We start from the raw sequence: 26,787 nt of genomic DNA, 5'->3' as shown, positions 1-26,787 counted from the left end.
TCACCTTTGGTCATTCTGGACCAACGCCTCGACAAGCGCATCGGTCATGGCGGATATGGCGGCTTTATCGACGTTGAGCGTCAGCGATATGCGCAGGCGCGAAGTCCCTTCCGGCACAGTCGGCGGACGAATGCCGCGTATGTCGAAGCCGCGGGCCTGCAGTGCCGCCGCCACCGCCATGGTGCGCCGGTTGTCGCCGATGACCACTGGTTGGATCTGCGTTCCGCTGGGCTTTATGCCGCAGCGCTCTGCCAATTGGCGGCCCGCCAAGGCAATGCGCTCATGCAGTTGAATACGGCGCATTGGCTCGTCGGCGAGCATGGCGAGCGCTTTACGCGCAGCAACCGCCATCAGCGGCGACGGCGCGGTGGCGTAAATGAATGGCCGGGAGCGGTTGACGAGATAGTCGCACAGCGTTCGCGGCCCGGTGACGAGCGCTCCTGAGGCGCCGAGCGCCTTGCCGCATGTGTGGAGTGCGAGGATGTTGTCGCGGCCCTCGAAAGCGACGGCAAGGCCGCGGCCATCCGGTCCCCACACCCCGGTGGCGTGCGCCTCGTCGACAATGATGAACGCCTCGTGCCGGTCGGTCAGCGCGACAAGGCTCTCCAAAGGCGCGCAGTCCCCACCCATGCTGTAGAGACTTTCGACCGCGATCCAGACGCGTCCCATGCCGCCTTCGGCGCGCCAGCGCGCGATTTGATCCTCGACGGCGTCGACGTCGTTGTGCGCGGCCAGAACGAACTCCGCACGCCCGGCGCGCGCACCCTCGTGCATGCTGGCATGGGCGAGCTCGTCGAGGACGAGTAGGTCGCCCTTCTGCGGCAGCGCCGTCAGAATAGCGAAATTGGCGATGTAGCCGCCGCCGAAGAAAAGCGCGCGCTCGGCCCCGAAAAACGCCGCAGCGTGAGCTTCCAGTTCCTCGTGCTCCGGCGCGTTGCCGCGCAACAGCCGGGACCCCGTGGCGCCGACCGGCGTGCCGCGTGCAATCGCGGCAGCAACCGCATCGCCAAGCCTCTTGCAGGCGGCAAGGCCGAGATAGTCGTTCGACGAGAAGTCGAGGCCGGCGCGCGGCGCAAGCCGCCGCAGCCGGTCCTTGCGCGCCAGTCCCTGCAAGGTCGCCTCGTAGCGGGCAAGCAGTGCCTCGTTCACTACGACTCCAGTTCCATCCGCTCGATCCCCAGACGCCGCAAGAGCAGCGTATCCTTATCCTGGCCGGGATTGCCCGCCGTTAGCAGCGTGTCGCCGACGAAGATCGAATTGGCGCCGGCAAAAAAGCACAGCGCCTGCATCTCGTCGGTCATGGCGGTGCGGCCGGCCGAAAGGCGGACATACGATTTCGGCATCATGATGCGGGCGAGCGCAATCATGCGCACGAACTCGATCGGCTCGATAGGGCTGGCGTCGGCAAGTGGGGTGCCAGCGATCGGGATGAGCATGTTGATTGGAACGCTGTCGGGCGGCTCCGGCAGGTTGGCTAAAGTCACCAGCATGTCGATGCGGTCCACCGGCTCTTCGCCCATTCCGACAATCCCGCCGCAGCAGACCTTGATGCCGGATTGGCGAACGTTCTCGAGCGTATCGAGCCGATCGGCAAAGCTGCGCGTGCTGATGACCTCGCCGTAGTGGCGCTCCGACGTGTCGATGTTGTGGTTGTAATAATCGAGCCCCGCCTGCTTCAGCCGACCGGCCTGCTCGAGATCGAGCATGCCGAGCGTCATACAGGTCTCCATGCCGAGCGCCTTGACGCCTTCGACCATGGCGACCACCGCATCCATGTCGCGCGGCTTGGGATTGCGCCAGGCAGCACCCATGCAGTAGCGGGTTGCGCCGGCATCGCGCGCTTTGGTCGCCTCAGTGATGACTTGCTTGACCTCCATCAGTTTCGAGGCCTTCAGGCCCGTTTGGTGATGCGCCGACTGGCTGCAATAGCCGCAATCCTCCGGGCAGCCGCCTGTCTTGATGCTGAGCAACCGGCTGAGCTGGACCTTGTTGGGATCGAAATTCTGGCGGTGAACGGTCTGCGCTAGGAAGAGCAGATTGTTGAAAGGTGCGTCGTGAAGTGCCCGAGCCTTCTCTAGGGTCCACATCCCGCCATCAGCGCATTGCGTCCGTGGTATCGTGTTAGTCGGATTGGTGTCGTGCATATCCGTCATGTTTCCTAGCACTTCGCATTGTCCTCGCGCTTCGAATGACCGTCGATCCCCGACCGTTTCGTTGGCCGATCACGGCGCGTAATAGTCCAGTCCGATGTCGAGAATTGGCGCGCTGTGGGTCAACCAGCCGACGGAGATAAGATCGATGCCAGTGGCCGCGATGGCTGGCGCCGTCGTGGCAGTGATCCGGCCCGACGCCTCCGTGATCGCCCGGCTGGCGACCATGGCCACCGCCTGGCGAAGCTCATCGAGCGACATGTTGTCGAGCAAGACAGCGTCTGGGACAAGCGAGAGGGCTTCTTCCAACTGGACAAGCGTGTCGACCTCGACTTCGATCTTGACGAGGTGGCCGACGCTCTGTCGCGCGCGTTTGATGGCGGAACGGATGCCGCCGGCAGCCGCGATGTGATTGTCCTTGATCAGGACGGCGTCGTCGAGGCCGAAGCGGTGATTGGCGCCGCCGCCAGCGCGCACGGCGTATTTTTCGACAGCCCGCAATCCGGGCGTCGTCTTGCGGGTGCAGGTGATCTTGGCGCGGTGCTCGCAAACCGCTGCGACAATCGATGCGGTTGCCGTGGCAATGCCACTCAAATGGCACAGGAAATTCAGCGCCGTCCTTTCAGCGGTGAGAATAGCCCGGGTCGGGCCAGTCACTGATGCAATTATCTCCCCTTGCGCAACTTTGGTGCCGTCTGCTCGGTTCACATCTATCTTGATATTTTGGTCGATCAACCTGAACGCGAGGCTCACCAGATCGAGCCCGGCGACAACCCCGGGCTGGCGTGCGGCCAGCACGGTCGTGGCGTGATGATACTTCGCTACGGTCGCCTCGCTGGTGACGTCACCGGCTCTGCCCAGGTCTTCGAGAAGGGCGGACCGAACCAGCGGCTCGAGCATGATTGCGGGAAGTGGTAACAGGCTCATCAGGTGGCGCTTTCCAGCGTTGGCGAGTGCGCTAGTTCCCGAGCCGCGGCGAGGGCGGCTTCGAGGGTGATCTCGGAACGACGCGCAACAGCCGCATGATGGGGAAAGTCCTCGCGGTAATGAGCGCCGCGGCTCTCTCGGCGCCGCAAGGCGGAAATAGCAAGCATCAGACCGACAGCCGCCGGATCCGATGCCGCGTCCTCGCGTTCAGCGAGCGGCAACAACGCCCGTGCGGCTGCTTTCAAAGCTTCGCCATTGCGCACGATACCGAGTGCGCGCGACACGAAAGGACGTGCGGGTACCGGATCGGGCGATGGGTAATCGTCCGCAAACACTGGCTTTGTTCTGCGAGCAGGCGTTCCGCCCACGCTTTCAGCGACCCAGCGCGCGCATACGACGGCCTCGGTCAAGGAATTGCTAGCGAGCCTGTTGGCGCCGTGCAGTCCGGTCGAGGCGGCCTCGCCACAGGCCCACAACCCCTTGACCGACGTCCTGCCCGAGGCGTCCACGGCAACGCCACCCATGTGATAGTGCTGGGCAGGACGAATGGGAATGAGATCGTGCACGGGATCAATCCCCAGTCCACGACAGGCACATGCGATTGTCGGGAAGTGTCGAACAAATTCCGGGCCAGGCCGTTTCCGCGCGTCGAGGAAGACTTGATGGCCACCTGCCAGATGACTCCAGACTGCGCGCGCCACGACGTCGCGAGGCGCGAGTTCGGCGCCCGGAACGCCATCGAGGAAGCGCCGGCCTGTCTCGTCGATCAGGGTGGCGCCTTCGCCGCGGACAGCCTCGCTGACCAGCGCCATGGGGCGTTCGGGACCCTCAAGCGCGGTCGGGTGGAACTGGATGAACTCGAGGTCGGCAAGGACAGCTCCCGCGCGAGCCGCAAGTACCAGGCCCTGTCCGCAACTGCCCGAAGGATTGGTGGTGTCGAGAAATAGCCCGCCGATCCCACCGGTGGCAAGGACGACCCGCCGTGAGCCGAAGAAGACAGGTCCTAGCGCACAGCTCGCCCAGACGCCTCGGATCGCATTCCCCCTGACCGCTAGTCGGCGCGCTTCCACGCCCTCCACGACAACGATCGAGGGGGTGGAGCGCACGGCATCAATCAGTGCGCGCATGATCTCACGCCCGCTGCCGTCGCCATGAGCATGGACGATGCGACGCCGGCTGTGTGCGGCCTCCAATCCGAGGCACAGGGGTCCTTTTAGCGTACGGTCGAAGCGGACCCCAAAGCGCGCAAGCCCCTCGATCGCGCTAGGCGCGGCCTGAAGGATGCGGTTCGCCATATCCGTATCGCAAAGCCCGTCGCCGGCGGCGAGCGTATCAGCCACGTGCAGTGTCGGATGATCGTCATGGCCGAAACTCGCAGCCAGCCCCCCCTGAGCCGAGGTACTCGAAGTGTCGGCTCCCAGAAGCGTCCTGGACAAAATAAGCACCGGCTCCGGCGCCAATTGAAGCGCGGTCATCAATCCGGCGATGCCGCCCCCGATGATGATGGGCCGCCCGAAGAAGCTGCGGACATCGGGGTTCAAATTGCCAGCATCCGTTCGACTGCGAGTCGGGCGCGCCCCGCGATCCCGGGCTCAATGGTGACGACATGGCGGTTCTGCTCGAGCGCCATGCGGATGTTGCCAAGCGTGATCCGCTTCATGTGCGGGCACAAATTGCAGGGCCGGATGAACTCGACATCCGGGTGCGCTAACGCGACGTTGTCACTCATCGAGCATTCCGTCATCAGCACGACACGTGGCGGCTTTTGCCGTTCGACATAGTCGGACATGGCTGCGGTCGAGCCGGAAAAATCGGCTTCGGCCACCACGTCGGGCGGGCATTCGGGATGGGCCAGCACCGTCACGCCGGGATGGTTTTCGCGCAACTCGCGGATATCGGCCGGCGTAAAGCGCTCATGCACCTCGCAATGGCCTTTCCAGGCGATGATCTCGACGTCGGTCTGTGCGGCGATATTGTGGGCCAGATATTCGTCCGGCAACATAATCACCCGGGGGACGCCAAGGGATTCGACGACCGCCTTGGCGTTGCCCGATGTACAGCAGATATCCGATTCGGCTTTCACTTCGGCCGATGTGTTGACATAGGTGACGATCGGCACGCCGGGATAACGCTGTCGCATCAAGCGCACGTCTTGTGCCGTGATCGAATCAGCCAGCGAGCAACCGGCGCCGAGATCCGGAATGAGCACGATCTTGTCCGGATTAAGGAGCTTGGCCGTTTCGGCCATGAAATGCACCCCGGCCAGCACGATGACTTTCGCCTCGACCGTCATAGCCTTGCGGGCCAGCGCCAAGCTGTCGCCGACGATGTCGGCAATGCAGTGGAAGATCTCGGGTGTTTGATAGTTGTGAGCCAGGATGACGGCATTGCGCTCGCGTTTGAGCGTCAGAATGGCCTCGATGTCATCGCTGAAAGCCGCCCATTCCCCCGGTGGGATAACGCGCCAGACGCGCCGATACAGAGACGCGGCCGAAGGTAACGCCCCGCTCATCGGCGCCTCCAATTATAATCCGTTTGACTATAAGGGATATATATCTATGTCGACTATAAGAGTGTCAACCCCGAGCGACCGGCAATTTTGTGCCGACTATCGCCGTTTCGTCGAGGACCGCGTGCCGGAAGCGATAGAGCCTTGCCGGTCGCCCGCCCGTGTCGACAGAAGTCTCGCCAGTCTCCTCGACCAGCTCCTGCTGCTCTATGAGGCGACGAAAGTTCGGCTTGTTGATTAGCCTGCCGGCGAGCGCTTCGACGGTTCGTTGCAGCTGGAGCAGTGTGAAAGACTGCGGCATCAGCTCAAAGACGACCGGCCGGTATTTGATCTTCGAGCGCAGTCTCGCAATGCCCGTCGCCACGATGCGCCGATGATCGGCGACCATGGGCTTGCTGGGCACCAGCGAGGCCCTCGTGGTGTCGCGTCCGCTCCCGGCCTCTTGGACCAGGCCCGCTTCGTAGACTAACTCATAGCGTTGAAGCGTGAGTTCCTCGTTCCAATGGCGGTCGTCAAAGCCGAAGGCCATCGCCGCCCGTTGCCGACGTTCGCGTCGCATGGCCGCGTCGTCCACGCTGTTCGCCCATTCAATCAGGCGCGGTCGCAGGACGTCCAGCAGCACCGGCGGCGTGCCGGAGCGGTGGTCCTCCCATGGAAAATATTCATACCAGCTTCGCCAGCCGCACTTGGGCGAGCCCGATGCCTTTTCCATGCGAGTCAGTGCGAGATAGCTGATGGAGATGGCGCGCTGCCGACGCTCGGCGCCGACGCGGTCCCGGTCAGCGAAAGTGTAGAGCTGCTCAATATAGCCCAGCGGATGGCCGGTCTGCTGCTCAACCCAACCCCTCAACCCGGATTGCAGCGATCTGTGCTCAAGCGCAAATGGTCCGGAAGGCAGAGTGTCCGCCTGCCCGATGGTGAGGACACAGGGTTCACCGTCGTTTACGGCGACGACAAAGGCGATCAGGTCCACTTTGACTTCATCGCCCGTGACGGCGGCTCGGTCTTTGCTGGCTCCTGTTTCTTGATCGTCCATGTTCGCGAAAGTGGTTGGTTGGTTACGGCGCCTGAATCGATTTAATTTAAGCGCAGCTGTCTGCACGTCAACATCGCGCAGCCGCACGGCTTTTTTTAGCTCTTCGCACTTGCACAAAGACGTGCCAAACGCGACACCTGCGGGGGGTGACGCCGGGGAAGGAGGCACTTGAGCACTGCTGGTGGTTCGAAGGCGATTACACCGCCCGATATCCAGGCGCGTAAGGGTGCGTCCCCGTCGTCTGGCTGACGGCCTATACGACGCCGATTGCAAAACTGGTCGATCGACATTGCGACATCGTTCTTATCGGCGACAGCGTCGGCATGGTTCCTGCGCGGCGCTCCGCAAACGACCCTTGTGTGCATCCGCTACAGGCGGCGCCTGAGCGGACCGGTACTGTGGCAATCGGTTCTTGGCCATTCGGCATAGCTGATTGCGGATGCCAAACGCGGCACTTGAAGTTCCATGTCGCTGCCCTTCAGTTCGGCATTAGGTAGCTGCCGCCACCAACTTTACCGCAAGCCGATGTCGCTAAACGCGAAACATCGGGGTTCCTCCCAGCGGTCAATTCCCGGCCACGCTTCTGGCATAAGCGCGCAGCCATGGCTCGGATCTCCATACGGCAGCTCTGAAAATCACTCACCCGAAAGGCGATGTCGCCTGATGAAATCGGCGAAAAGCGGAACGGTGAAGTCGAGATAGCCGTGATCGGTGCTGTAAATCATCCCCTTAAAGATGATGCTCGCGCGGGCCGGACCAATGGACTTCTGCGTTCGGCCCATCGCCTTCGCGATGTCAGAGACGGGATAGGGGCCGTTGCCGAGGGCCGCCATCGACGTGACGAATTGGACCTCGGCCTTGGTCAGACGACCCAGACGGACGCGGAAGAAGCCGTCGTCCAGGGATTTGATCGTTTCCGTGTAAGATGCTTGGACATCGCTCTCGTTGATCTGCGGGCCCTGCGCGTTGTTCCAGGAGAAGGAGGCGATTTCCTGGAGAAAGAACGGATAGCCCTTTGTCATGTCGAAGACGGTCGTCAGCACCTCTTGGGAGATGATCGCCTTTTGATCATTGATCGGCTTCTCGATCGCCTTCGAGGCAGCCTCCTTATCGAGTGCGCCGACGGCAGGATAGCTGAAGAGCCGTTCTGCGTAGGATTTTGCGTCGCCGGCAAGACGCGCCACCTGGGGCAATCCTGCGCCAACGAAGACGATGGGCAACCCATCCTGGGACATGCGATGAAGAGCGACGATCAGGCCGGATAGATCTTTTGCGAAAGATATTGCACTTCGTCGATCAGAAGAACCCAGCCCTTGTTAGCAGCTTGGGCTGCACGACCGATCTGGCCGAATAGATCGGGAAGGTCGTGCTGTATATCACCGCTTTCGGCAAGGCCCGGCTCGGGCGTCGGGTCGACGCCGACATTCACGCCGGCGACCTCTATGTTGAATACGGAGGCGAAGTTGCGCAAGCAGCCGAGGGCGCGCGAGGCGAAATGCTTTGCCGCTTCGGTGCCGGAAAGCGAACGAGATACCTTGTGCATTTCAGGATAGAGAAGGTTCGCGAGATTGGTTCTTCGGGAGCCTCGACCTTCGTAACAAGAAGGCCTTCGGCCTCGGCGATCCGGCCGATCTCGCTCAGGAGAACCGTGTTGCCGGTGCCGTGAAGGCCCAAAGTATGAGCGAACGGCCTGACCGCCCATTGATCGCGCGTCCGCAGGAGATCTTGGCGGCTTCAAGGATCGCGTCGCGACCGGCAAGTTCGGGGGGACGGCTTCCTGCGCCGGGTGCAAACGGATTAGCGAACGGATCCGTCGGGGTCTCCAGAACAAAGTCTACCGATAGATAGGAGTCTAGTGGAAAACGCTAGTCTCTTTTTGAGTTTGATAGATAACGCCGGCTGCGGGAACTGGGCTCACTAGCGATCGGCCAGCTGGAAGTCGCCCGGGGTGGCAGACGACGCTCCATCCTTAATGCAGTCGTCCTCAAGGGACGCTTCGCTCAGGCCCTTGCGGACTGCGCGCGTCAGCACTTGACGGGACGCGCGACGGCGGATCCGGGGATCAGGCACAGGTTAACCGGGAGTTAGTGGTGGTTGGTGCCGAATAGCGCTTCAGTTCCTCAATGGCATTAAGGATAGCGGCCGGCTGGCACCCGTTTGCTTTCCGCCGGAACTGCGCGGAGGGTGTCTGCGTGCTCCAGGTTTTGGATGGCTCGCTTGCGGCGGCATCCCATCAAGAGAATCGCCATTGCCCTGTTCGGGCGAGGGCGTGTCCAAGAAGACTGGGCTCATCCGGATGGCCATCTTCGCGATCGGGTGCGTTGCGCCCATCCAACATAGCGGCCACCTAATGGGTATCGCGCTATTCGGTAGCAACCGCCACCAAGTCAAGGTTGCCGCGTCCGCCGCTGTCAGCGGAGCGATAGGGGTCGCGGATCGGGTATAGTCAATTCGGCATCGGTGAACAGATTCGGGAAGAGTCTCTCGCGATAGTCCAGCGGGAAAGCAATTCGGACAGGGGCTTTGGGCGTTTCGGACTTTAGGAAGCCTTGTCTAACCATTGCTGACATCGTGTTCCGTGCCGTTCTTTCCGATGTCTTGAGAACGAGATGAACATCACCGCGCTCAAGTGATCCGTGTTTGAGGACTGCAGCTAAGAGATCGGGCGCGCGTTTGTCTTCGCTGATGTCCTTGACGAGTAGGCGGTACCGATCTTCCAGCCGACCAAGGTCGAAAATCGCTGTGGAGAAGCGTATTTGGTCGAGTGCCACGGTAAGGAACCACTCGCAAAAGTCCTTGAGAGCTGCTTCCGAGAGATTGCCCCGACCATCGAGGTCTCCGCGACGGGGGCTGTCTGCGTGGTCCATCATCCGTTTGTATTCGCCTCGATCCTTAAGACCGCGGGCCAGGCCTCTGGAAATCGACCACAAGCCATGTCCCCCGATGCCTGCTTTCAGCGCCATCGCATGCGACATCAACCGGGACACACGGCCGTTGCCGTCAGGGAATGGGTGGATATAGTTGAAGCGATGGTGAGCAGAAGCGATGGCAATGATACGGGTGCTCGCCCATTTTTCCGCCACTGCAAAACGCTTTGAGAAGTGTGCCATGAAGGCCTCGACTCGATCGGAAGAGGGTGGCTGGTGTCTTCCGACAACCACGTCGTCGCTCGCAGTCGTTCTGAACTCGCCGGGAACGATCTCGACCTTCGAACCATCTGGCCGTTCCATGAACCTGAACTCTTCGGGCATCTCGTGATAGAACATACGATGCACCCAAGCGATGAACTCAACCGATGTCGGGCTCGGCAAAATTCCTTTGGAATACATCTCATCGATTTTGCGTTGGACGATGACGTGCGCCTTGGCCTCGAGCGCTAATGCTCGCCGTTCCGGCTCGACCTCCGCACCCGCGAGTGCCTTTTCGATGTCCTTGGGACGGGTGTTGTGACCCTCGATCAGATTCGAGTAGTAGCAATTCATCATCCGAACCAGGTCGGCGAGTTCTGCAGCCGATTCTGGATGGAGGCCGCGCCCCAAATTGTCTGCCTCCCTCTGCAGTTCTACCGTGAGGTCCGCTAAGACGGACGGGATGGTGTCCTGGAAAAAGCAGGGCTCGATACGAGCAGGCGTTTCAAGCATTTTTTGCCGATCTTGAAAGATACCAATTGCCTTTTATATAAGGCACTTACGTCAGCAATAGGCAATAGGTTGCCGATTATTGTTGCCGATCTTCGTTGCTGCATCGCAGTTGTATGCCGCGTGAGTGGGGCGAGGCTTAATCGAATGCCCTGCAAATCGTTCCTCAGTTGTCCAATTCCGATCGACTCCTGAAACGAGATTCGCTAAGGGCCCGCTTCATGTTCAGGCGGATACGCATACGGCGCTGAGTTTCGACGGCCTCCCGAGGCCGCCGCACTGCCATGCGTATCGACGACCGCCGGCCCTGGAGCCTGAACATGAACGCCCGCGCCTCTAATTCTCCCACGCCCCGCCTGACTCCGAGGGTTCTCGAGCGTCCGGAGCCTTGGGGTTTCGTCTACGTCGATTACGACGCTGAGGCGCGGAGGTGTGAAATACCAGGACGGCCAGCACTTTCTCATGTCCCCGGAATGCCGGGACATGCCGATCCAGCACCTCGTCCAGATTGACGAAGAGGAATCCTTCGCGATCTTCCGCCGCAAATTCCTGGGCGCATTCGGCTGTCGACAGCGGCCGCCTGGCGGTGCGCAGGATCTCCAGCGTCATCTGTCGCTTGTTCGTCCCACCGATAAGCTTGTCGAGCTCGTTGGCGCTCATGGCCGTCGGCGGTCGGCCGCGGCGCTTCTGCGGCTGGTCTTCCGGCCTCCATTCAGGCTCGTAGATCGAGATCACCTTGTCGACGGCCGCGATCTGCGCCTGTAGATCGGCAAGGCCGCCGCCAGCCGCGGGGACGCCCTGCCAGCTCGCTACGCTTGCTCTTCAACTCGTCTGAAACGCCCATCTCGCCCCCGAAATCCTCCTTTCAGAGGTATCAGATCAAGGATTAAACTTCTGGTGGCGGTTGATACCGAATAGCGGGTGGCGGCTAGAGACAGTTCCGGCATTAGGTGGCAAAACCACCAAATCTCCTGAGCGAGCTCATTTACCCTTGTCTCAAGTCGAAACGAGACAAATCGGGGTACGAGCGTCGCATATGAGTTGAAGCTGAAACGAGCCGAATTGACCAGCAGGCTTGAGGAATTGACGAAACTGCAGGCCGAGGTGCACGAGCAGGTCAGTTCCATCGACAGGGTCATTGCCATTTACGAACCCGGTTACGAGCCGACGGCAGCTAGGTCGCGTCCGTTCCGGCCGGACCGCCGGGATCTCAGATGAGGTGAAAGCGTCGATGGGAGGCGTGAACCAGCGCCAGGCCGTGCTCGGAATCCTCCGCGACGCGGCAAGCCCGGTTTCGACGGCCGAATGCGCTGCGAAGTTCTCGCAGGCAGTTGGACTGGGCAATGAAGCGGAGATCGTCGACCAGGTGTCGCGTAAGCTGCCGTCTTGACCCAGCTCACGAAAGCCGGGCGCGTGAGGCACGTCGGCAAGACCACAAACAGGCAGTTCCTCTGGGAGATCGCCTCCTAGCCCCGCGGCGTTGCGTGGCCAAGTTTGCTTGAAGGCTCTCCCTCCCTGATGACTACCAACGGAATCGCAACGCACGTCCGGCAGGCCGGATGGTCTATCGCAGACCAGTGTGTCGGTGTCGCCGGATATCTTCTATAATCCAGATTATAATAATCGTGATTATAAAAGCGAACGTACGGCCATGGACCACTTTATCGGGAGGGGAAAGGAGCTATGGCTGCTGAACGCGAACTGGACAAGCGTTCGGCATCGCTCGTCGTCGCCTATGGCCGCCGCCGGATCGGCAAGTCAAGGCTCCTGCGCCAAGCTGCCGTCGGCCGCAACGAAATCTATTTCCAGGCGACGCGGGTCTCCTCAGTCCTGAACATGGAACAGTTCAAGCTTGAGGTGGCCCGGGTTCTTGGCCCGTCACCCGTCCTGGCGTCGCTCGACAACTGGGAGAGTATTTTCCACTTCGTAGCCGAAGCAGCCAAGGCCAAACCGGGCACTGTGGTCACGATCGACGAAGTCCTGTACCTCGATCAGGACAGCGCTTTACTATCGGTGCTCCAACGGTTCTGGGACTCCGGGGCGGCACGGGCGGGAAACCTCAAGATCATCCTGCGCGGTTCTGCCGTCGCTCAGATGGAGGACCTGCTGGCGGAAACGAACCCGCTTACGGGCGCGTGACGCTACGCCTGGAGGTGCGGCAGTTGCCCCTGCGCGACCTTCCGGGGTTCTTTCCGGAGTACAGCGCCGAGCAGCTCACAGAGACCTACGCCATTTTCGGCGGCGTGCCGTACTACCTGACCCTCTCCGACCAGCATGCAAGCCTGCGCGAAAACGTCATCAATCTGCTCCTGACAGAGACCGGGACCCTGATCGACGAACCTAACACCCTTCTGCTGCGCAAGCGAGTCTTGCACAAATTAGGCATCATGAATTTGGCCCGAAAACCAGGCACTTAACGTGCAATTAGTGGTCTTTGCTGCCTAATTCCGGACAGTTCCTGATGTAATTAAGGTGACAGCTTCGCAAGGCTTATTGCAAAGCGCGCAGTGACCTAACTGCATTTGCGCGGCGCGGTAATTGTGCGTTGCACAAAATTTGACGCACGGTTAGCGTTCTTCCGCTGCGGGAATCGGGCTTGGGTAATACGGGACGAAGCAGTGAGAACCAATGCTTCGTCGAAAGTGCATTCATACCTGAGGATCCTGATGACCGTTACGAATACCGACAAAGCCGGCGCTACAAGTCTCGAGGCGATCGCGCGAAACGGCAGTATGCTACGTCGCATGGCCGTACGCATTCCGACATATCTGTCGGATCTTCGCGAGAATCCAGCATGGCTGCCGATGTTCGTGCTCGCCCGCACTATGCCGGCACGGAGAATGCACTGGCGTGGTGCAAAGCCTGTTCGAGCGTCGCAGAACGGCCGGGAAACAATGTTTGTCGGCGTCAATCGCCAGGACGTTGTCGATGCGCTGCAGTCGGATGGGCTTTTTTCCGGACTCGTTTTGCCGAAATTTATCCATGAGGAAATCGCAGCTTTCGTCCGGTGCACACCTTGCTTTGGCAATTTCGATCGCCGTCTCGAATTCATGCCGGCGGATCATGCGGAGGCTGAGGCTCGATTCGGCCGTCCGTTACTCAGCGGCCACTATTTCGAGCGCATTCTCGGCTGCAAGGCGGCACTCGCCGTTCAAAACGATCCGCTGCTCATGAATATCGCTGCACACTATCTCGGTGGCCAGGCGAAACTGATCACCACGCGTGTTTGGTGGAGCTTCCCCACCGGCCAGGCCTCAGACGCCGACAGGAACCTGGCATCGCTCGGCAAATACCACTTCGACCTCGACGACTGGCGAATGTTGAAGTTCTTCTTCTACCTGCTGCCGGTCGACGAGGGCACCGGTCCGCATGTCTATGTCCGCGGCAGCCACAGGCGCCGCGCGCTCAAGCACCAGCTGACGCTTCTCGTCGGCCACCCCGCGGAAGAGATCCTGGACGTCTATGGCGAGCAAAGCCCCGTGACCCTTATCGGAGAGGCGGGGCTTGGCTTCGTCGAGGATCCGTTCGGCTTTCACATGGGCACCGTGCCGGCGCACACGCCGCGGCTGATGATGGAAGTCGGGTTCGGCGTTTCGCCACCTTCGCGGCGACGCTTCCACGGCGAGCCGGTTATTCGCTGATTTCCAAGAAGTCCCGAAACACCTTTTCCCAGACCGAAGACCAGTGCCTCGTAGGCCGATAAGCAATGGCACCATCCCGGAACAATCGGCGTCCACGGACGGCGTTTTCCGCCACATGGTGCCATTGCAACTATTTTCATCTGTCTACGCAGTCCACCCTCGCGGACGACGCACCTAGGAGGAACGGCGTCACGGAGCTCAATCATCTGTTAGAAGTTCCGGTTTTCCTCCGCTTTCTGGGGAGCTGACAAAACCCTTATCCACAGATCTTGCTCGAGTTTGCGCTTTGCACCTGCCTCAAGCTGCAACAATTCGGTCTGGCCTCCCTCGTCGGCGATCCCGACTCAGATCGGGCTGCCAGAGACCGAGATCGGAGGCGCGCAACCAGGCGGTCTCGTAGCGCCCAATAGGTCTGCCTCCGCAAGAATTCCCACAGGTAGGGATAGCGACCTCACGATGCGGTCCCGATAGCCCTTGTTGTACCTCAGACCCGACTCGATGTTTTGGATTTCCTCGGCGGATAGTCCGCTCGTCACCGCCAGGTCCTCGATCGAATATCCAAGGTGTTCACGAAAAGCGCGAATGATGTGGGTCCCCTCTGACATAGCCATCAAAACCGGCTCGGGAATGCGCGAATCCTTCATAGACACCTCCAAGAAGACCAAGGGCGCCCTGATAAATCGGTAGACTTGTCCCCGACCTGGCGCTCCAGCAATTCAAAAAACGGACGTCGAATAGGCCCGGTCGGCCTCGTCCATGAATGGGCCGCCTGAAATTGGCGGGCTGATCGGGATATGGCGGTTCACTCGATTCTGATCAAGTCCAAGAACCTGCCTGCCCCTCAGCTGGCCTGGTCGGCTGTACCCGCATCACGCCCTATGGCCAGCGGCTCATCATGGCTGACGGCCCTCTTGAACAGGAACACTCGCCCCTGTCGCCGTGTCCAGTGCTATCACGGCACCGTCCACCGAGCCTGGCCGACGCTTTTATTCTATTGCGGATCACCGGCAAAAAAAGCGCTGTTAACCAGATTTTCTAAGCCGCCAATACAAACTCGCCGGCTCAACGGGTGAGGTGATGGATGTTTGATTCGAACATAAGCGCCTTTCCGCTGCACCGGCGGCGGAAGTTGGTCGAAGGTATCGCCCGGATCCTGGAATCCAAGAACGGGGAAGACGCGAATGCCTTCTGGCGCAACACCGCCAAGCAAATTCTCGTTCAACTGTCCGAATCAGGGATTTCACCCAGGCTGGCCGAACAGGAAGTTGGAACGCTTCTTCATGCAGTCTTAAGCAATATAGCCATTCGGAGTGCTTCGACGCTTGCATGATAGCATCGGCTCGCGACAAAGGACTACCGACGGCGCGCTCGGCAAGGCGATACTGGCTGGAGCTCACATTGGCCGGGCCAGAGCGGCCCGACCCACCAGCCACAATCGGCCGACACGGCCGACATCGCACCGCTGTTACAACAGCACAGCGGGCACCCGGACGCTGCTGGGTTGACTATGGGTGTCGGAACCGCAAAAAGGGGGCGCTCTTCGTGAGTGGCGTGCGCCGGCAGTCTCGCCCCAAGCCCCCGCCCAGGCTGCCGGCGCGCTTCTAGGAATGTCGAGGTAGGCCGCGCCCAACGCCTTGTCCGACCATGCGTCGATCAGATCCTCGAGCAGGCAGCGGGTGTAGGCATCGCATGCGCCTCCGCCTGGCGAGAGGCCTTGCACTTCCTCCAGCGAGGAAAGCCGATTGCCATCGGTGCGCCAGTTTTGGTGTTTGGCCAACTGCCATCTGCGATCTCGTGTCGACCCGCCGAGTGAGCTGTGGAAGCTCCTCCTGATTGCAAAAGGGCAGGGCGGCTAAGAGGCGATCGTGATCGATCCTCACGCCTCCGATTCGGCGCGGTAGGCTCCATTCGCGTGAGGGGAAGACGCGGTGCATTTGCGCTTTGCGAAATCGCCGGAGCCGTTTTCGAGCATGACACTCATGCCGGCGATGTCGGCACCGATGCAGGATATCAAAAACGACAAGCTGCATTCTAGGCAAATGCTAGCCCGCTTGATGCACGGCGATGAGCTTTCGGCGGCCTGAAGCGGCGATCTGGTTTCCTTTGCGCTGCGTTTTCCCAAACCTCATCAGGCGCCGGCGGTGATCCGTCGTGGATGAAGGCGAGGGTTTGCGGGTTGAGGTCAGCGGGTTTGTTCCGGGACGTCTGCGCCCCATCGTTTATGTCGCGAGTTGCGGGATGCGACTGAGGACAAAGCGCAAAATACGCTGATCCGGGCAGGATGTCGTCAGGTGCGGGCGAATTTGGGTTTTCAACTCTACCACGCGCCTCTCACTGTGACCTCGATCACGCGCGATCAGGGATCGCTAGATAGGTCGCCGGATGCAGCGAACGGCGCCAGCATTCGGCGCTCGGATCACACCTGCGGCCCTCTGCCGCCACGCTGACAGCAACACACGGCTGCGCAATTCTACCGGCCCCGGCGATCGCCTGTTGCCCAATCCGCTACCAGGCGCGCAATTCTCAACCGAGGACTCTGGCGTCAGCCCGGTGCCCAGTTGGTCACAGCATTTTGTCCGCGTCCGATAGACGACAATCTGTGTTCAGGTCCAGACACCCTAAGGGTTAGGATCAAGCCGGCCAGGGGCGACTCCTCCGATTTGTGGTCGCTGCTCACAATCTTTTTGGTGGCATGCCAATTGCATATTCATAGCCATGATACGTGTTCCGACATGGCTCGTCGCGCAGTCTTTAGCCCAGGAGTTCACATGACATTCGTCCGAACGCAATACAGGCTGCGCATCCCGTGGGACGCCCTAGCTCCGTTGGACCTCGCTGCGATCGGCAGACAGGATCGCTATCCCGCAGATCGCTTTCAGGCTGTCAGCTAGGGCTGCCATAAGGGTTCTCGTAAAACAAACATTCAGGAGAACTTATGACTCGACCACATGAATATCTGCTTCGCCGGCTCTCCCAATGGCACATAACACCAGATCCTCTTCAAATCCGTGATGATCCAAAAGGAAAACGAAAAATGCATACCTCAGAAAAAGACGCTGTGGCGCGCTCGAGGCTCCTGAAATCGCGCTCTCACTGGCCACGAACGATACTTGCTGCCACGGCATTGGCCATTGTAATGACCGCTCCAGCTCCAGCCGTCACCCAAGACGCTGACAAGCACTACTCCGAACAAAGCTTGGTTGGTGAAGACTGGATAAGTTGTATACTTGGGGCATTGTGCATTGGCGATCCAGAGGTCCTCGAAGACCTGCCGTCACCTCGCCCGCTTGATGCACGGCGGTGAGCTTTCGGCGGCCTGAGGCGGCGCTCTGGTCACCATTGCGGTACGTTTTGACAAGCCTCGTCGGGCGCCGGGTTGATCCGTCGGTGATGGCAGGCGGGGTTTTGCGGGTTGCGGTCAGCGGATTCGTTTCGGGGCGTCTGCGCCCCATCGTTTATGTCGCGAGTTGCGGGATGCGACTGAGGACGATGCGCAGGATGCGCTGGTCCGGGCAGGATGTCGGCAGGTGCAGGCGCATTTGGGTCTTCATCTCGACCACGCGCGCGGCGATCTTGATGAGGCGCAATCACAACGTGTCGAATTGGGCGACGGCAAAGCTCGTTTCGGCATCGCGGTGCGCAGGCCCCACATAAGCCAATAGGCGCCGGCATGCAGGAACAGCCGGAACTGGGGTTGGCCGTCGCTCTGGTGCAGGATGTGCGGTCGGCAGCGAGATGCGTCTTCCAGGACTTGATGTGGTTCTCGGCCGCGCCGCGCCGGGAGTAGACATCCTCGTAGAGCGCCTTGGCCTTGCCATCGGCAAGGCTGGTGACGATGAAGCGGGTATCGGCACCTTGGGCGCCGACCTCGACCCGCGCGATGATGTGCTCGACGCGGCTCCAACTGGCGGCCCCATCCAGGAACTCCATGAAGCGGCGGACCTTGCCCGTCTTCGCCGACGCTTCAAAGCGCGCCATCGTGCGAGTCTCCGGCTCCGCGACATGCTTGCGCAAGGTCGTGGCGGGCGCCACGCCGAGGATGAAGTCAACATCGTTGGCGCGGCACCAGTCGATGACCTGTGGGCTGCAATAGTGGCTGTCGGCCCGGATCAGGATCCGGGTGTTCGGCCAGTTGCTCCGGATCGCCCGCACTAGGCGGCGCAGGTGAGGGCGGATTTCTGCCCCACTCGGCCGCCTCGCCGCGACGAAGCGGCCATCGCCATCGAACACCACGATCGGCTGGAAGCCGTACTCGTCGTGATGGGCATTGAACAGACGAAGCTGCTGGCCGCCGTGCACGGCATCCAAGGTGTCGTCGACGTCAAGCACGATCCGCTTCGGAATCTGCCGGAAGGAGGCGCAGTAGATCGACCATCGCCCGGCCCATCGCGACCAGTCCCCGCACGCCGGGCAGGTTCTCCAGCCGGCACATTGTCGATTGCGACGCCAGATCCCGACCCGAAGGGGGTGCATCCTGGGCCATCTTGAAGATCGGATCGGACGCAGCCGGTTGGCATCATTGCCATCCTCATAACCGGCGGCAATCATCTTCATGCGCAAGCCGATCATATAGACGACCTGGTCCGGCTGGCGGATCATCGATGCAGCGTGCCAGACGCTCCGCCACCCGCGGCCGCTTCTCCACCTCGGCGAGAGCCAGAACGCCACTGTTGGACGACAGCATGCCGCCGTCGAAACGGGCGACGACGGACTTGCCTCCGACAGATGACAAACCGCTAAGCGGCAGCGTAGGATCGTTCATGGCGGGTGTGGTCTCCGGGAATGGCGCGGATCGGCGTAAGCAACCAAATCCTACGTCATTCAACGGCTTGCACCACATCCGCCAACCCCATTTTTCAGGCTAGCTGACCAGCATATGTCCGGCCTTCCGCAAGGCGCCTAGGAAGAGAGTGGCATGGTCGTCGACATTAATCTTGGCCTGCATCGACAGGGGCATGCTGGTCCAATTCTCCAGTGGCGCGGTCAAACCCGAGAAAATTCCACCGACAATGCAATGGCGGATAACAACGCCTTGTATGTCCAAAGCCAGTACGCCCGTCCGGTCACTTGGATATCGGATGGCCGCGATCCGCTGGACCGCCGCGTCACCGTCGATCCGCACGTCGAAAAGCAGGATACCGCGGCTCCTGGCGGCTATCGCCGCGGCTTTTTCAGTGAAGCACAAGGAGAGCGAGCGCACGCTTTCGACCGCCATCTGGAAAACCAGCGAATCCAGTTCATCCGCAGCCATGGCGGGTAATTGCGCGCAACACAGGGTGATTGCAACGACGCACACGGCTTGTTCACAGATGTCGGCCCAAGACCGATCGTTTGGTTTGGGTTGCCGGTCGGCCACTGACTGACGGCGTGCTCCGATTCGAGCCAATCCTGAAGCTGAAGGCGCGGGCTGTTAATGACGTTGGGCTTCCGCTCGATGCGCATTAACAAAGCCGGTTCCTTTAGTCCTCGAAGCTCGGCCACTTGGCGCTTGATCGAAGCGTCGAGAACCTTGTTTCTGAAGGTCCGGGCCTCTTTCAGAGCCTATTTTGTTATGCCTGGATCTTGGACATGCAGTGAAGTGGGCCGTCTATCAGGTTCGTGTTTCTTGCAGGCTCAGCCCGCTTCAGCACAGCGGCACGTCAGCGCATCAAACTCGTTCTCAGTTCACAAACGACGCTCCCTGGGGTACTGGGAGAGCAGAGAAATCTCCGGTCGCAGCCTACCCGGTCAAAACAGGAAACCCCAACGATGAAGACTCTCGTCGTCTGCTCCGGCGGATTGGACTCCATCTCCCTTGCTCACAAGGTGGCAGCGGAGCACGAACTCGCCGGCCTCCTATCCTTCGATTACGGCCAAAGGCACAGCAAGGAATTGGCCTTCGCCGGCCTTTGCGCGGAGCGTCTGAACGTCCCGCACCGCATCATCGACATCCGCGAAATCGGCCGCGGCCTTTCCGGCTCCGCGCTGACCGACAATGTGGAGGTACCCGATGGGCACTACGCCGAAGACATGATGAAGGTCACGGTGGTGCCCAACCGGAACGCCATCATGTTGGCCATCGCCTTCGGCTTCGCTGCCGCGCGCAAGTCCGAAGCGGTGGCGACGGCCGTGCATGGTGGCGATCACTTCATCTATCCGGACTGCCGGCCACCCTTCATCGACGCCTTCCAGATGATGCAAGACCGCGCGCTCGAAGGCTACGCGAATATTCGCCTCTATACGCCTTATGTGAACCTCACGAAGGCGGACATAGTTGAAGATGGAGCCCGACACGGCACGCCATTTGCGGAGACCTGGTCCTGCTACAAGGGCGGCAAGCGTCACTGTGGACGGTGCGGGACGTGCGTCGAGCGCCGCGAGGCGTTTCATCTCTGTGGCCACCCAGATCCCACCGACTACGAGGACGCCGACTTCTGGCTCGACGCGTTGCGCAGGAGGAGCGTGTAATGTTCCGCATCACCAAGGAATTCCACTTTTCAGCCTCTCATCAACTCACGTCCTTGCCGCCTGACCACCAGTGCGCGCGCCTGCACGGACATAACTACATCGTCGAAGTAGAGCTATCGGGCAAGGAACTGAACGAGCACGGCTTTGTCCGCGACTATCACGATTTGGCACCGCTCAAACGTTATATCGACGATAAATTCGACCACCGACATCTCAATGACGTGCTGGGACATGAAAAGGTTACCGCGGAATGTCTGGCCAGACACTTTTATGAATGGTGCAAGGCACGCTTGCCCGAAACCACGGCCGTGCGGGTTAGCGAGACGCCGAAAACATGGGCCGAATGCCGGCCATGACTAATACGCATCCCGCAATCCGCGTGAGTGAGATTTTCGGGCCGACGATCCAGGGCGAGGGCGTGCTCATCGGTCTGCCGACGGTCTTCGTCAGAACCGGCGGGTGTGATTATCGCTGTTCCTGGTGCGACAGTCTGCATGCGGTGGACAGGCAATTCCGGCACGAATGGGAGATGATGTCCTCCGACGCGGTGTGGCAAAATGTGGTCGCGCTTTCCGGCGGCCGCCCGTTGATGGTTTCGCTGTCAGGCGGCAATCCGGCTATCCAGCCTTTCGGTGCTCTCATCAAGCGAGGCCATGATGAGGGCTACCGATTCGCGCTGGAAACCCAAGGTTCCGTGGTCCGGGAATGGTTCGCCGAACTTGACGTGCTGGTCCTCAGCCCAAAGCCGCCGTCAAGTGAAATGAGGACCGATTGGGCCACCGTCGAGGCATGCTTGCAGGCGGCGCAGGACAAGCCGCAAGTCGTGCTGAAGCTCGTTGTTTTCGACGAAAATGACTACGCCTTTGCGAAAGAGGCCGCCGCGAGATTTCCGCGACTTCCAGTCTATCTGCAACCCGGCAATCACACGCCGCCACACCCCGGAAATGAATGCGCGCCTGTCGACGTTGATGGAATAATGAAACGCATGGAGTGGCTGGTTGATAGCGTAACCCGAGACAGGTGGTTCGAAGCCCGCGTGTTACCACAGCTGCACGTTATGCTCTGGGGTAACAAACGAGGCGTCTAGCCAGCACTCGCCGGGGCGACAGCCTTCGGCATCCCATAGCAAGAAATCGACAATCAAGATGCCGATCGCGGCCTCGTAAAGAGCTTGCGTCGACGGCTTCCTGTGGCTGCCAGGCAGCATGTAGCGCCCAGAGCGACACTCCACCCTGACCGTCGGCCTTCTGTCGAATAGGCACGCGCCAGCGGCCAGTGCAGAAATCCGCATAAGCACGATATGAAGGATTGCTGACGAATGTCATTGCCAACGCGGTGGCGTCGCTCGCCGTCGCCCGCTCGCAGGGCGAGCCGGATAAAGTTCGACTGGCAAGGTCCTCCAGCGCCTTGCGGATCAAGTCGTCCCGCGGGTGAACGGCGCTCGCCGCCGGCCAGCTCGCGTGAACGCCGCGCAGCAATTGGGGCAGGGCGAAAGCCGTCAAAGAGGCCAGCTGCTATCTGCAACCGATAGCCATTAGCCCTCGCCAATTTCCAGTGCTGCGGAAATGGCTACCAATCGATCAAACGCGATTGACGCGAGTTTTGCGATCAAAATGCTCAAACTGCAGCTGAGTGCCTGGCCGTTCCACCCTCGAAATATTTGTCGAACTTCACCGCAATGCTCCTTACGAACGGGCGATTTTCCGCCGGCACGACGAATCTGTCGCCTTGGAGTTCGAGCAGTCGAGCAGGATCCTTAAGCGCGAGGGAGCTTGCCAGACGAAGGAGCCTTTGGCCGGCTTTCCCGAAGCTCTCCACCAGGTCGATCGCCGAGAAGGCGAAATCGCACATCAGTCGCTCAATGATCCAGCCCCGGACGCGATCGTCGTCGGAAAATGCTATGCCGCGGACGGCGGCCAGCTTACCCTCTTCCACCATGCGCCGATATTCGCCGGTCGAAGGCATGTTCTGCACGTAGCCCTCGGGAAACCGGCCGATGGACGAAGGGCCAAGTCCAATCAACGTCTCGCAGCGATCGTCGGTATAGCCCTGAAAATTGCGATGCAACGCTCCCGTGCGGGCAGCTATCGCCAACGCATCGCCTGGCCTTGCGAAATGGTCGAGCCCGATTGATTCGTATCCCTTGTCCTCGATCGCTCGCGCAGCAAGTTGCGATTGCGCGAACCGCTCCGTGGGACCGGGGAGCCATGCCTCGTCGATCATCGTCTGATGTTTCTTGAACCAGGGCACGTGAGCATAGCCGAACAGGGCGATCCTGTCCGGTTCCAGGGTGAGCGCCTGCGCCACGGTGGAACGCACGCTCTCGCTCGTTTGATGCGGCAGGCCATAGAGCAGATCAAGGTTCACGGAATCTACTCCCCGGGAACGAACGCCATCGACGACTGCCTTGGTCTGCAAAAAACTTTGCTCGCGGTTGATCGCCCTTTGCACTTTCGGATCGAAGTCCTGCACGCCGAGGCTCGCCCGCGTCATGCCGATTTCGGCAAGCGCGTCGAGGCGGGCTCCGTCCATATCGTTCGGATCGATCTCGACACTGATCTTGGCATCGTCGAGAAAATCAAAATTGTCTCGCAGCGCCGTCCCCAATGTCACCAGATGCTGCGGCTTCAGCATGGTCGGCGAACCGCCCCCGAAATGAACCGCGCGAACTCGGCCCTTGCCGCTGACAAGGCTGCCAACCGTCGCGATCTCTGCATGCAATGACTGCAAATAGGCGGCGACCGGCGCATAGTGACGCGTATGCTTGGTATGGCACGCGCAAAACCAGCAGAGCCTGTCGCAATAGGGAATATGCAGGTAAAGCGATATCTCCCCGCCGCCTTCGAGCGCCTCCAGCCAGCCGCGATAAACAACTGCATCGATACCTCGATGGAAATGCGGTGTGCTGGGGTAACTGGTATAGCGCGGGACATTCTCACCAAGTCTGGCAGCCAGTTCAGATCGCATGTCGTGGTCACCTGTTTGAGTCGCCGGGACTGTGGACGCACAGATGAGCCAAAGCACTGATTTCGGTCAGCCTCCAGCATGACAAACTGCCGCAAGGATTTTTCTACCGTCGATTGTTATCGTGCCGGCGCTTGGGACCGGGAGGGCGATCAGATCGGGAGAGCGATCAATGACACTACGGCACGGTCTTCACAGTTCCGGCATCCCCGTATATTGCCTGTCTTGCCTGGCACGGCACCGTGGCCTCTGCAGCGCGCTCGATCCAGATCGTTTGGCCAAGCTCGCCAAGACTTCGTCGCGGCACAGGGTCGAACGGGGCGTCGAACTGATTGGCGATGCCGAGACCCTCAACAGCTATTCGAACGTGCTTTCGGGCGTGGTGAAGCTGACGAAGAGCCTCTCGGACGGCCGCCAGCAAATCGTCGGTCTCCGGTTCGCGCCGGATTTTCTGGGACAGCCTTTCAAGGCGAAAAGCGCGATCCATGCCGAAGCGGCAACGACTGTCTCGATCTGCTCGTTTCCGAAAGCGGAAATCGAAAAGATGATGAAGCAATCACCGGAGCTCGAGCATCGCCTGCTCAAGCAAACGCTGAACGAACTCGACGAAGCACGCGAATGGATGGTGACTCTGGGCTGCAAGACCGCGCCTGAGAAGGTAGCGAGCTTTCTTCTCATGGTCGCCCGCAACATCGATTCCAGTGTTGGCCCGGCGGCCAGATCGGCGTGCTTCGATCTGCCGCTGACGCGCGCCGGCATCTCTGATTTCCTTGGAATTACGAACGAGACGGTGAGCCGTCAGTTGACCAGACTGAGAATGGACGGCGTAATCCGGATCGAGAACAACCGCCGTGTCACGGTAGACGACATGAGCCGGCTGGAACAGCGTTGCGGTGGGCGGCGGCCGGGGCGCAACCGCCCCTTGAACGAGATCTGAGTGGCGCTCCTGCCGGCTCGTTCGTGGCCGGCGTGACCGCCTTGTCCCGTTCCCGCCCGCTCCATTCGCTATGCTCCCGTGTTGGGGACAAAATGGCCGCCAGCAGCAGCCGCTCAGAGGCACATCACGCGAAATCGACACGTTCCCGTCGTCAAGCTGTTTACGTGGGACGCCGGCGCGACTTGGCTCCTCACGGAAATCGATCCGGACGAGCCGGACATCGCATTCGGCCTCTGTGACCTGGGCTTGGTTACCCCGAGATCGGCAACGTCAGCCTCGCCGAGCTTCCCTCGCTTCGTGGCCAGCTCGGGCTGCCGATCGAGTGCGACCTGTATTTCAAAGCCAAGAAGCCGCTGTCGGCGTATGCGGAAGAGGCACGCCGGGTCGGGCGCATTAGGACATACACCTCTGGTCAGCGGAGCGCCACCCCAGAGGTGGCGCTTCTTTCGCCGCCGTCCCCACTGTCGTGCATCAGCTATGCGCCATCGTTGACCCAGAAGAGGGTATCTTCGTCCTCTTTCAGGAGGGACTTCGGTACCATAAGCGAGGAACTCGTTGGGAGCTTGGTAGACGGTTCGAGCTTTCAACTTTGGAAGGCTGTCGTAGATGGCTTGCGCTGGCTCGCGTTCACCAAAAAAACCAATCAAGCGGCGGTTGTGGTTCCACTCCAGCGCCCAAGCCCATATCTCGACAGAGGGATGCTTCCGTGTGATGAGCTTGAAAAAGCGGCAATCCCAACTCTCGATGGCCCGTGTAAACCCAACCATCAACGGATTACCCCGCTGACGATCTCATTGATGCAGAATCCGAAGTTTCGGAAATCATGGCGGACCGATTTCCCATCATCCTGATCGATGAATATCAAAACACCGACAAGGCTTGGGTCGAGGTGACCTTGCCCTGTGATCTAATCCGGTTTGAAGTTCGTTCTGGCTCATCGAGAGGACCAGGACATGAAGCGCAGCCGCTTTTCTGAAGAGCAGATCATCGGAATTCTGAAGGAGCATGAGGCCGGGTTTCGGTCGCCGATCTGTGTCGGAAGCACGACGTCAGCGATGCTTCAATCTACAACTGGAAGGCCCGCTTCGGCGGGATGGATGTTTCCGAGGCTCGGCGACTGAAGGCGCTGGAGGACGGGAAGACGCGGTTGAAGCGGCTTCTGGCCGACGCCATGCTCGACAATGCCGCGTTGAAGGATCTCATGGGAAAGAAAATGTATGGTCCTCCCCGTCCGTGCAAGGGTTCGCGACATCGCCGACGACGATTCCAGTTGCATAAATGTATCCGGCCTCTCGCGAGTGAGCTGCTGTTGCAGCCAGGCCATGATGAGATCCGCGCACGCCGTTCCCAATAAATGGTTCGGGCACGAAGCCCGCTTTTTTGCACAGGGCTTACGGCATGCTGATCCACTGTTTCGTCATCACTATTCCCGAGCCTTGCAATCGAGCCGGAGCGTCAGGCGAAAGCAGGGTCCCTGCGTTCGTAGAGCGCTCCCGGCTTGGTCAGGACAACCCAGACAATGCGCGCCATCTTGGCGGCAAGTGCGACAACGGCTTTGTTCGGGTGCATACGGCTCTGCAACCCATCAAGCCAGCTTCCCAGGCGATCCCGGGTTCGATCCAGGTGGCGAAAGCATGATCGCGCGCCATGAACGAGCAGCTTGCGAACGTAGCGGTTCCCGCGCTTGCTGATACCGAGTAGCTTCTGCTTGCCCCCGGTCGAGTATTCTCGAGGGACAAGCCCCAGCCATGCGGCCAGGTCGCGAGCCTTCTGGAACTGGCATCCGGTGCCGACGGCCGCCAGTAGCGCGGTGGCTCCCAATGCTCCGATTCCGGGGATCGTCATGAGCCGGCGGGCAACATCTTCTCGGTCTGCAATCGCTGCGATCTCCCTCGTCACGTCGTTGATGCGCTGCTCCAACTGGCGCAGATCGGCGAACAGGTCCACAAGCAGTTTGCGCATTGCCGGCGAGAGGTCATTCGACAGGTCATCGAGAACCAGTGGCAAGTCGAGCTTGAACAGTCCGGCGCCCTGTCTCAATGCGATGCCGTATTCCAGGCAGAATGCTCGCATCTGGTTGATCAGACGGGTTCGCGTGCCGATCATCTGGTCGCGCACCCGATGCAAGGCTTGGAGGTCGGCTTGCTCCTCCCTCTTGATCGCGGCAAATCGCATCGTCGGCCGCGTGGCTGCTTCGGCGATAGCTTCGGCATCGATGATGTCGCTCTTGTTCGACTTGACGTAGGGCTTCACGAACTGCGCTGGGATCAGGCGAACCTTGTGCCCCAGTGCCAGAAGTCTCCTGGCGATCCATTGCGATCCAGCGCACGATTCCATCCCGACGATTGCTGGCGCTGCCCGCTCAAAGAACTTCATCAACGTATCGCGTCGGAAGCGAACTCGCTGGACGGGCTCGCCGTCGCTGTCCAAGCCGACGACGTGGAAGATGTTCTTGCCGATATCGACACCATAGACGGCCGCGAGGCGCGGCGCATTGCGTAGGGACATTGCAACCTCCTTTGTTGTGACTGCCCAGAT

At 60.3% G+C, this 26,787-nt stretch carries 25 protein-coding genes and 3 pseudogenes; 12 read left to right on the top strand and 16 right to left on the bottom strand.

Going from position 1 to position 26,787, the window contains the following annotated elements; translation table 11 throughout:
- The 6 genes from RFM41_RS30270 to RFM41_RS30245 all read right to left on the bottom strand — a co-directional run bounded on the left by RFM41_RS30270 (position 1) and on the right by RFM41_RS30245 (position 6,622).
- A complete protein-coding gene (locus tag RFM41_RS30270; protein WP_320252925.1) occupies positions 1-1,149 on the bottom strand; it encodes an 8-amino-7-oxononanoate synthase in 1,149 nt (382 codons plus the stop codon).
- Positions 1,149-2,087, bottom strand: a complete 939-nt coding sequence (bioB, locus tag RFM41_RS30265) for a biotin synthase BioB (RefSeq protein WP_320252926.1) — start codon at positions 2,085-2,087, stop codon at positions 1,149-1,151. The genes RFM41_RS30270 and bioB overlap by 1 nt, the downstream gene beginning before the upstream one ends.
- Before the next feature lie 135 nt (positions 2,088-2,222).
- The gene (gene nadC, locus RFM41_RS30260) at positions 2,223-3,077 is read right to left on the bottom strand and encodes a carboxylating nicotinate-nucleotide diphosphorylase (protein ID WP_320252927.1); all 855 of its coding nucleotides are present in this window, start codon (positions 3,075-3,077) and stop codon (positions 2,223-2,225) included.
- Positions 3,077-4,618 (bottom strand): L-aspartate oxidase, encoded by a 1,542-nt coding sequence (locus RFM41_RS30255; protein WP_320252928.1) that lies wholly within the window; start codon positions 4,616-4,618, stop codon positions 3,077-3,079. Before RFM41_RS30255 ends, nadC begins: the two co-directional genes overlap by 1 nt.
- Positions 4,615-5,589 (bottom strand): quinolinate synthase NadA, encoded by a 975-nt coding sequence (nadA, locus tag RFM41_RS30250; RefSeq protein ID WP_320252929.1) that lies wholly within the window; start codon positions 5,587-5,589, stop codon positions 4,615-4,617. Before nadA ends, RFM41_RS30255 begins: the two co-directional genes overlap by 4 nt.
- Positions 5,590-5,653: 64 nt before the next feature.
- On the bottom strand, positions 5,654-6,622 hold the full coding sequence (locus RFM41_RS30245) for an NUDIX hydrolase (protein ID WP_320252957.1): 969 nt from the start codon (positions 6,620-6,622) through the stop codon (positions 5,654-5,656).
- Positions 6,623-6,790: 168 nt separating this feature from the next.
- Between RFM41_RS30245 and RFM41_RS30240 the strand changes: the two are divergent.
- Positions 6,791-6,951, top strand: a pseudogene (locus RFM41_RS30240) (3-methyl-2-oxobutanoate hydroxymethyltransferase); the annotation flags it as partial.
- Positions 6,952-7,257: 306 nt separating this feature from the next.
- Here the strand turns inward: RFM41_RS30240 and RFM41_RS30235 are convergent.
- The 4 genes from RFM41_RS30235 to RFM41_RS30220 form a co-directional block, all read right to left on the bottom strand.
- Positions 7,258-7,806, bottom strand: a complete 549-nt coding sequence (locus RFM41_RS30235; protein ID WP_320252930.1) for a DUF8462 domain-containing protein — start codon at positions 7,804-7,806, stop codon at positions 7,258-7,260.
- A gap of 68 nt (positions 7,807-7,874) precedes the next feature.
- A complete protein-coding gene (locus RFM41_RS30230; RefSeq protein WP_320252931.1) occupies positions 7,875-8,324 on the bottom strand; it encodes a hypothetical protein in 450 nt (149 codons plus the stop codon).
- Between the two features lie 709 nt (positions 8,325-9,033).
- Complete coding sequence (locus RFM41_RS30225; protein ID WP_320252932.1) at positions 9,034-10,263, bottom strand: Fic family protein; 1,230 nt, start codon at positions 10,261-10,263, stop codon at positions 9,034-9,036.
- Positions 10,264-10,596: 333 nt separating this feature from the next.
- On the bottom strand, positions 10,597-10,995 hold the full coding sequence (locus tag RFM41_RS30220) for a hypothetical protein (protein WP_320252933.1): 399 nt from the start codon (positions 10,993-10,995) through the stop codon (positions 10,597-10,599).
- A gap of 505 nt (positions 10,996-11,500) precedes the next feature.
- Here RFM41_RS30220 and RFM41_RS30215 point away from each other — a divergent pair.
- The 4 genes from RFM41_RS30215 (at position 11,501) to RFM41_RS30200 (ending at position 13,901) form a co-directional block, all read left to right on the top strand.
- Positions 11,501-11,650 (top strand): hypothetical protein, encoded by a 150-nt coding sequence (locus RFM41_RS30215; RefSeq protein ID WP_320252934.1) that lies wholly within the window; start codon positions 11,501-11,503, stop codon positions 11,648-11,650.
- Between the two features lie 293 nt (positions 11,651-11,943).
- A complete protein-coding gene (locus RFM41_RS30210) occupies positions 11,944-12,399 on the top strand; it encodes an AAA family ATPase (protein WP_320252935.1) in 456 nt (151 codons plus the stop codon).
- A 23-nt stretch (positions 12,400-12,422) separates the two neighbouring features.
- The gene (locus RFM41_RS30205; RefSeq protein WP_320252936.1) at positions 12,423-12,677 is read left to right on the top strand and encodes a hypothetical protein; all 255 of its coding nucleotides are present in this window, start codon (positions 12,423-12,425) and stop codon (positions 12,675-12,677) included.
- Between the two features lie 249 nt (positions 12,678-12,926).
- A complete protein-coding gene (locus RFM41_RS30200; protein WP_320217240.1) occupies positions 12,927-13,901 on the top strand; it encodes a hypothetical protein in 975 nt (324 codons plus the stop codon).
- Positions 13,902-14,245: 344 nt separating this feature from the next.
- On the opposite strand, the gene RFM41_RS30195 is transcribed toward RFM41_RS30200, so the two are convergent.
- The gene (locus tag RFM41_RS30195; RefSeq protein ID WP_407046055.1) at positions 14,246-14,506 is read right to left on the bottom strand and encodes a helix-turn-helix domain-containing protein; all 261 of its coding nucleotides are present in this window, start codon (positions 14,504-14,506) and stop codon (positions 14,246-14,248) included.
- A 476-nt stretch (positions 14,507-14,982) separates the two neighbouring features.
- On the opposite strand from RFM41_RS30195, the gene RFM41_RS30190 reads away from it, so the two are divergent.
- Positions 14,983-15,231, top strand: a complete 249-nt coding sequence (locus tag RFM41_RS30190) for a DUF6074 family protein (protein WP_320217237.1) — start codon at positions 14,983-14,985, stop codon at positions 15,229-15,231.
- Between the two features lie 2,003 nt (positions 15,232-17,234).
- Here RFM41_RS30190 and RFM41_RS34240 read toward each other — a convergent pair.
- From RFM41_RS34240 to RFM41_RS34235, 3 genes are all read right to left on the bottom strand, one after another.
- A complete protein-coding gene (locus RFM41_RS34240) occupies positions 17,235-18,500 on the bottom strand; it encodes an IS1380 family transposase (protein ID WP_430678478.1) in 1,266 nt (421 codons plus the stop codon).
- Positions 18,430-18,585 (bottom strand): hypothetical protein, encoded by a 156-nt coding sequence (locus RFM41_RS34410; protein ID WP_502572755.1) that lies wholly within the window; start codon positions 18,583-18,585, stop codon positions 18,430-18,432. The genes RFM41_RS34240 and RFM41_RS34410 overlap by 71 nt, the downstream gene beginning before the upstream one ends.
- 177 nt (positions 18,586-18,762) lie before the next feature.
- Positions 18,763-19,152 (bottom strand): hypothetical protein, encoded by a 390-nt coding sequence (locus RFM41_RS34235; RefSeq protein WP_430678480.1) that lies wholly within the window; start codon positions 19,150-19,152, stop codon positions 18,763-18,765.
- A 497-nt stretch (positions 19,153-19,649) separates the two neighbouring features.
- Between RFM41_RS34235 and queC the strand changes: the two genes are divergently transcribed.
- The 3 genes from queC to queE are packed head-to-tail and all read left to right on the top strand — an operon-like array spanning position 19,650 to position 21,435.
- A complete protein-coding gene (gene queC / locus RFM41_RS30170) occupies positions 19,650-20,348 on the top strand; it encodes a 7-cyano-7-deazaguanine synthase QueC (RefSeq protein WP_320252937.1) in 699 nt (232 codons plus the stop codon).
- The gene (gene queD / locus RFM41_RS30165; RefSeq protein WP_041003134.1) at positions 20,348-20,704 is read left to right on the top strand and encodes a 6-carboxytetrahydropterin synthase QueD; all 357 of its coding nucleotides are present in this window, start codon (positions 20,348-20,350) and stop codon (positions 20,702-20,704) included. Before queC ends, queD begins: the two co-directional genes overlap by 1 nt.
- Positions 20,701-21,435, top strand: a complete 735-nt coding sequence (queE, locus tag RFM41_RS30160; RefSeq protein ID WP_320223080.1) for a 7-carboxy-7-deazaguanine synthase QueE — start codon at positions 20,701-20,703, stop codon at positions 21,433-21,435. Before queD ends, queE begins: the two co-directional genes overlap by 4 nt.
- Positions 21,436-21,965: 530 nt before the next feature.
- Here queE and hemN read toward each other — a convergent pair.
- Positions 21,966-23,315: an oxygen-independent coproporphyrinogen III oxidase gene (gene hemN / locus RFM41_RS30155; RefSeq protein WP_320252938.1), complete on the bottom strand. Its 1,350-nt coding sequence runs from the start codon at positions 23,313-23,315 to the stop codon at positions 21,966-21,968.
- 169 nt (positions 23,316-23,484) lie between these two features.
- Between hemN and RFM41_RS30150 the strand changes: the two genes are divergently transcribed.
- From RFM41_RS30150 to RFM41_RS30140, 3 genes and pseudogenes are all read left to right on the top strand, one after another.
- The gene (locus RFM41_RS30150; RefSeq protein WP_320252939.1) at positions 23,485-24,249 is read left to right on the top strand and encodes a Crp/Fnr family transcriptional regulator; all 765 of its coding nucleotides are present in this window, start codon (positions 23,485-23,487) and stop codon (positions 24,247-24,249) included.
- Positions 24,250-24,327: 78 nt separating this feature from the next.
- A pseudogene (locus tag RFM41_RS34230) lies at positions 24,328-25,100 on the top strand (DUF2958 domain-containing protein).
- A gap of 102 nt (positions 25,101-25,202) precedes the next feature.
- Positions 25,203-25,475, top strand: a pseudogene (locus RFM41_RS30140) (transposase); the annotation flags it as partial.
- Positions 25,476-25,704: 229 nt separating this feature from the next.
- Here the strand turns inward: RFM41_RS30140 and RFM41_RS30135 are convergent.
- The gene (locus RFM41_RS30135; protein WP_320252940.1) at positions 25,705-26,757 is read right to left on the bottom strand and encodes an IS110 family RNA-guided transposase; all 1,053 of its coding nucleotides are present in this window, start codon (positions 26,755-26,757) and stop codon (positions 25,705-25,707) included.
- Positions 26,758-26,787: the final 30 nt, after the last annotated feature.

It is taken from the genome of Mesorhizobium vachelliae, assembly GCF_033977325.1.
Classification (GTDB): Bacteria; Pseudomonadota; Alphaproteobacteria; order Rhizobiales; family Rhizobiaceae; genus Mesorhizobium; species Mesorhizobium vachelliae.
The sequence above is the reverse complement of the archived record's forward strand: the minus strand, read 5'-3'. Positions and strand labels throughout refer to the sequence as shown.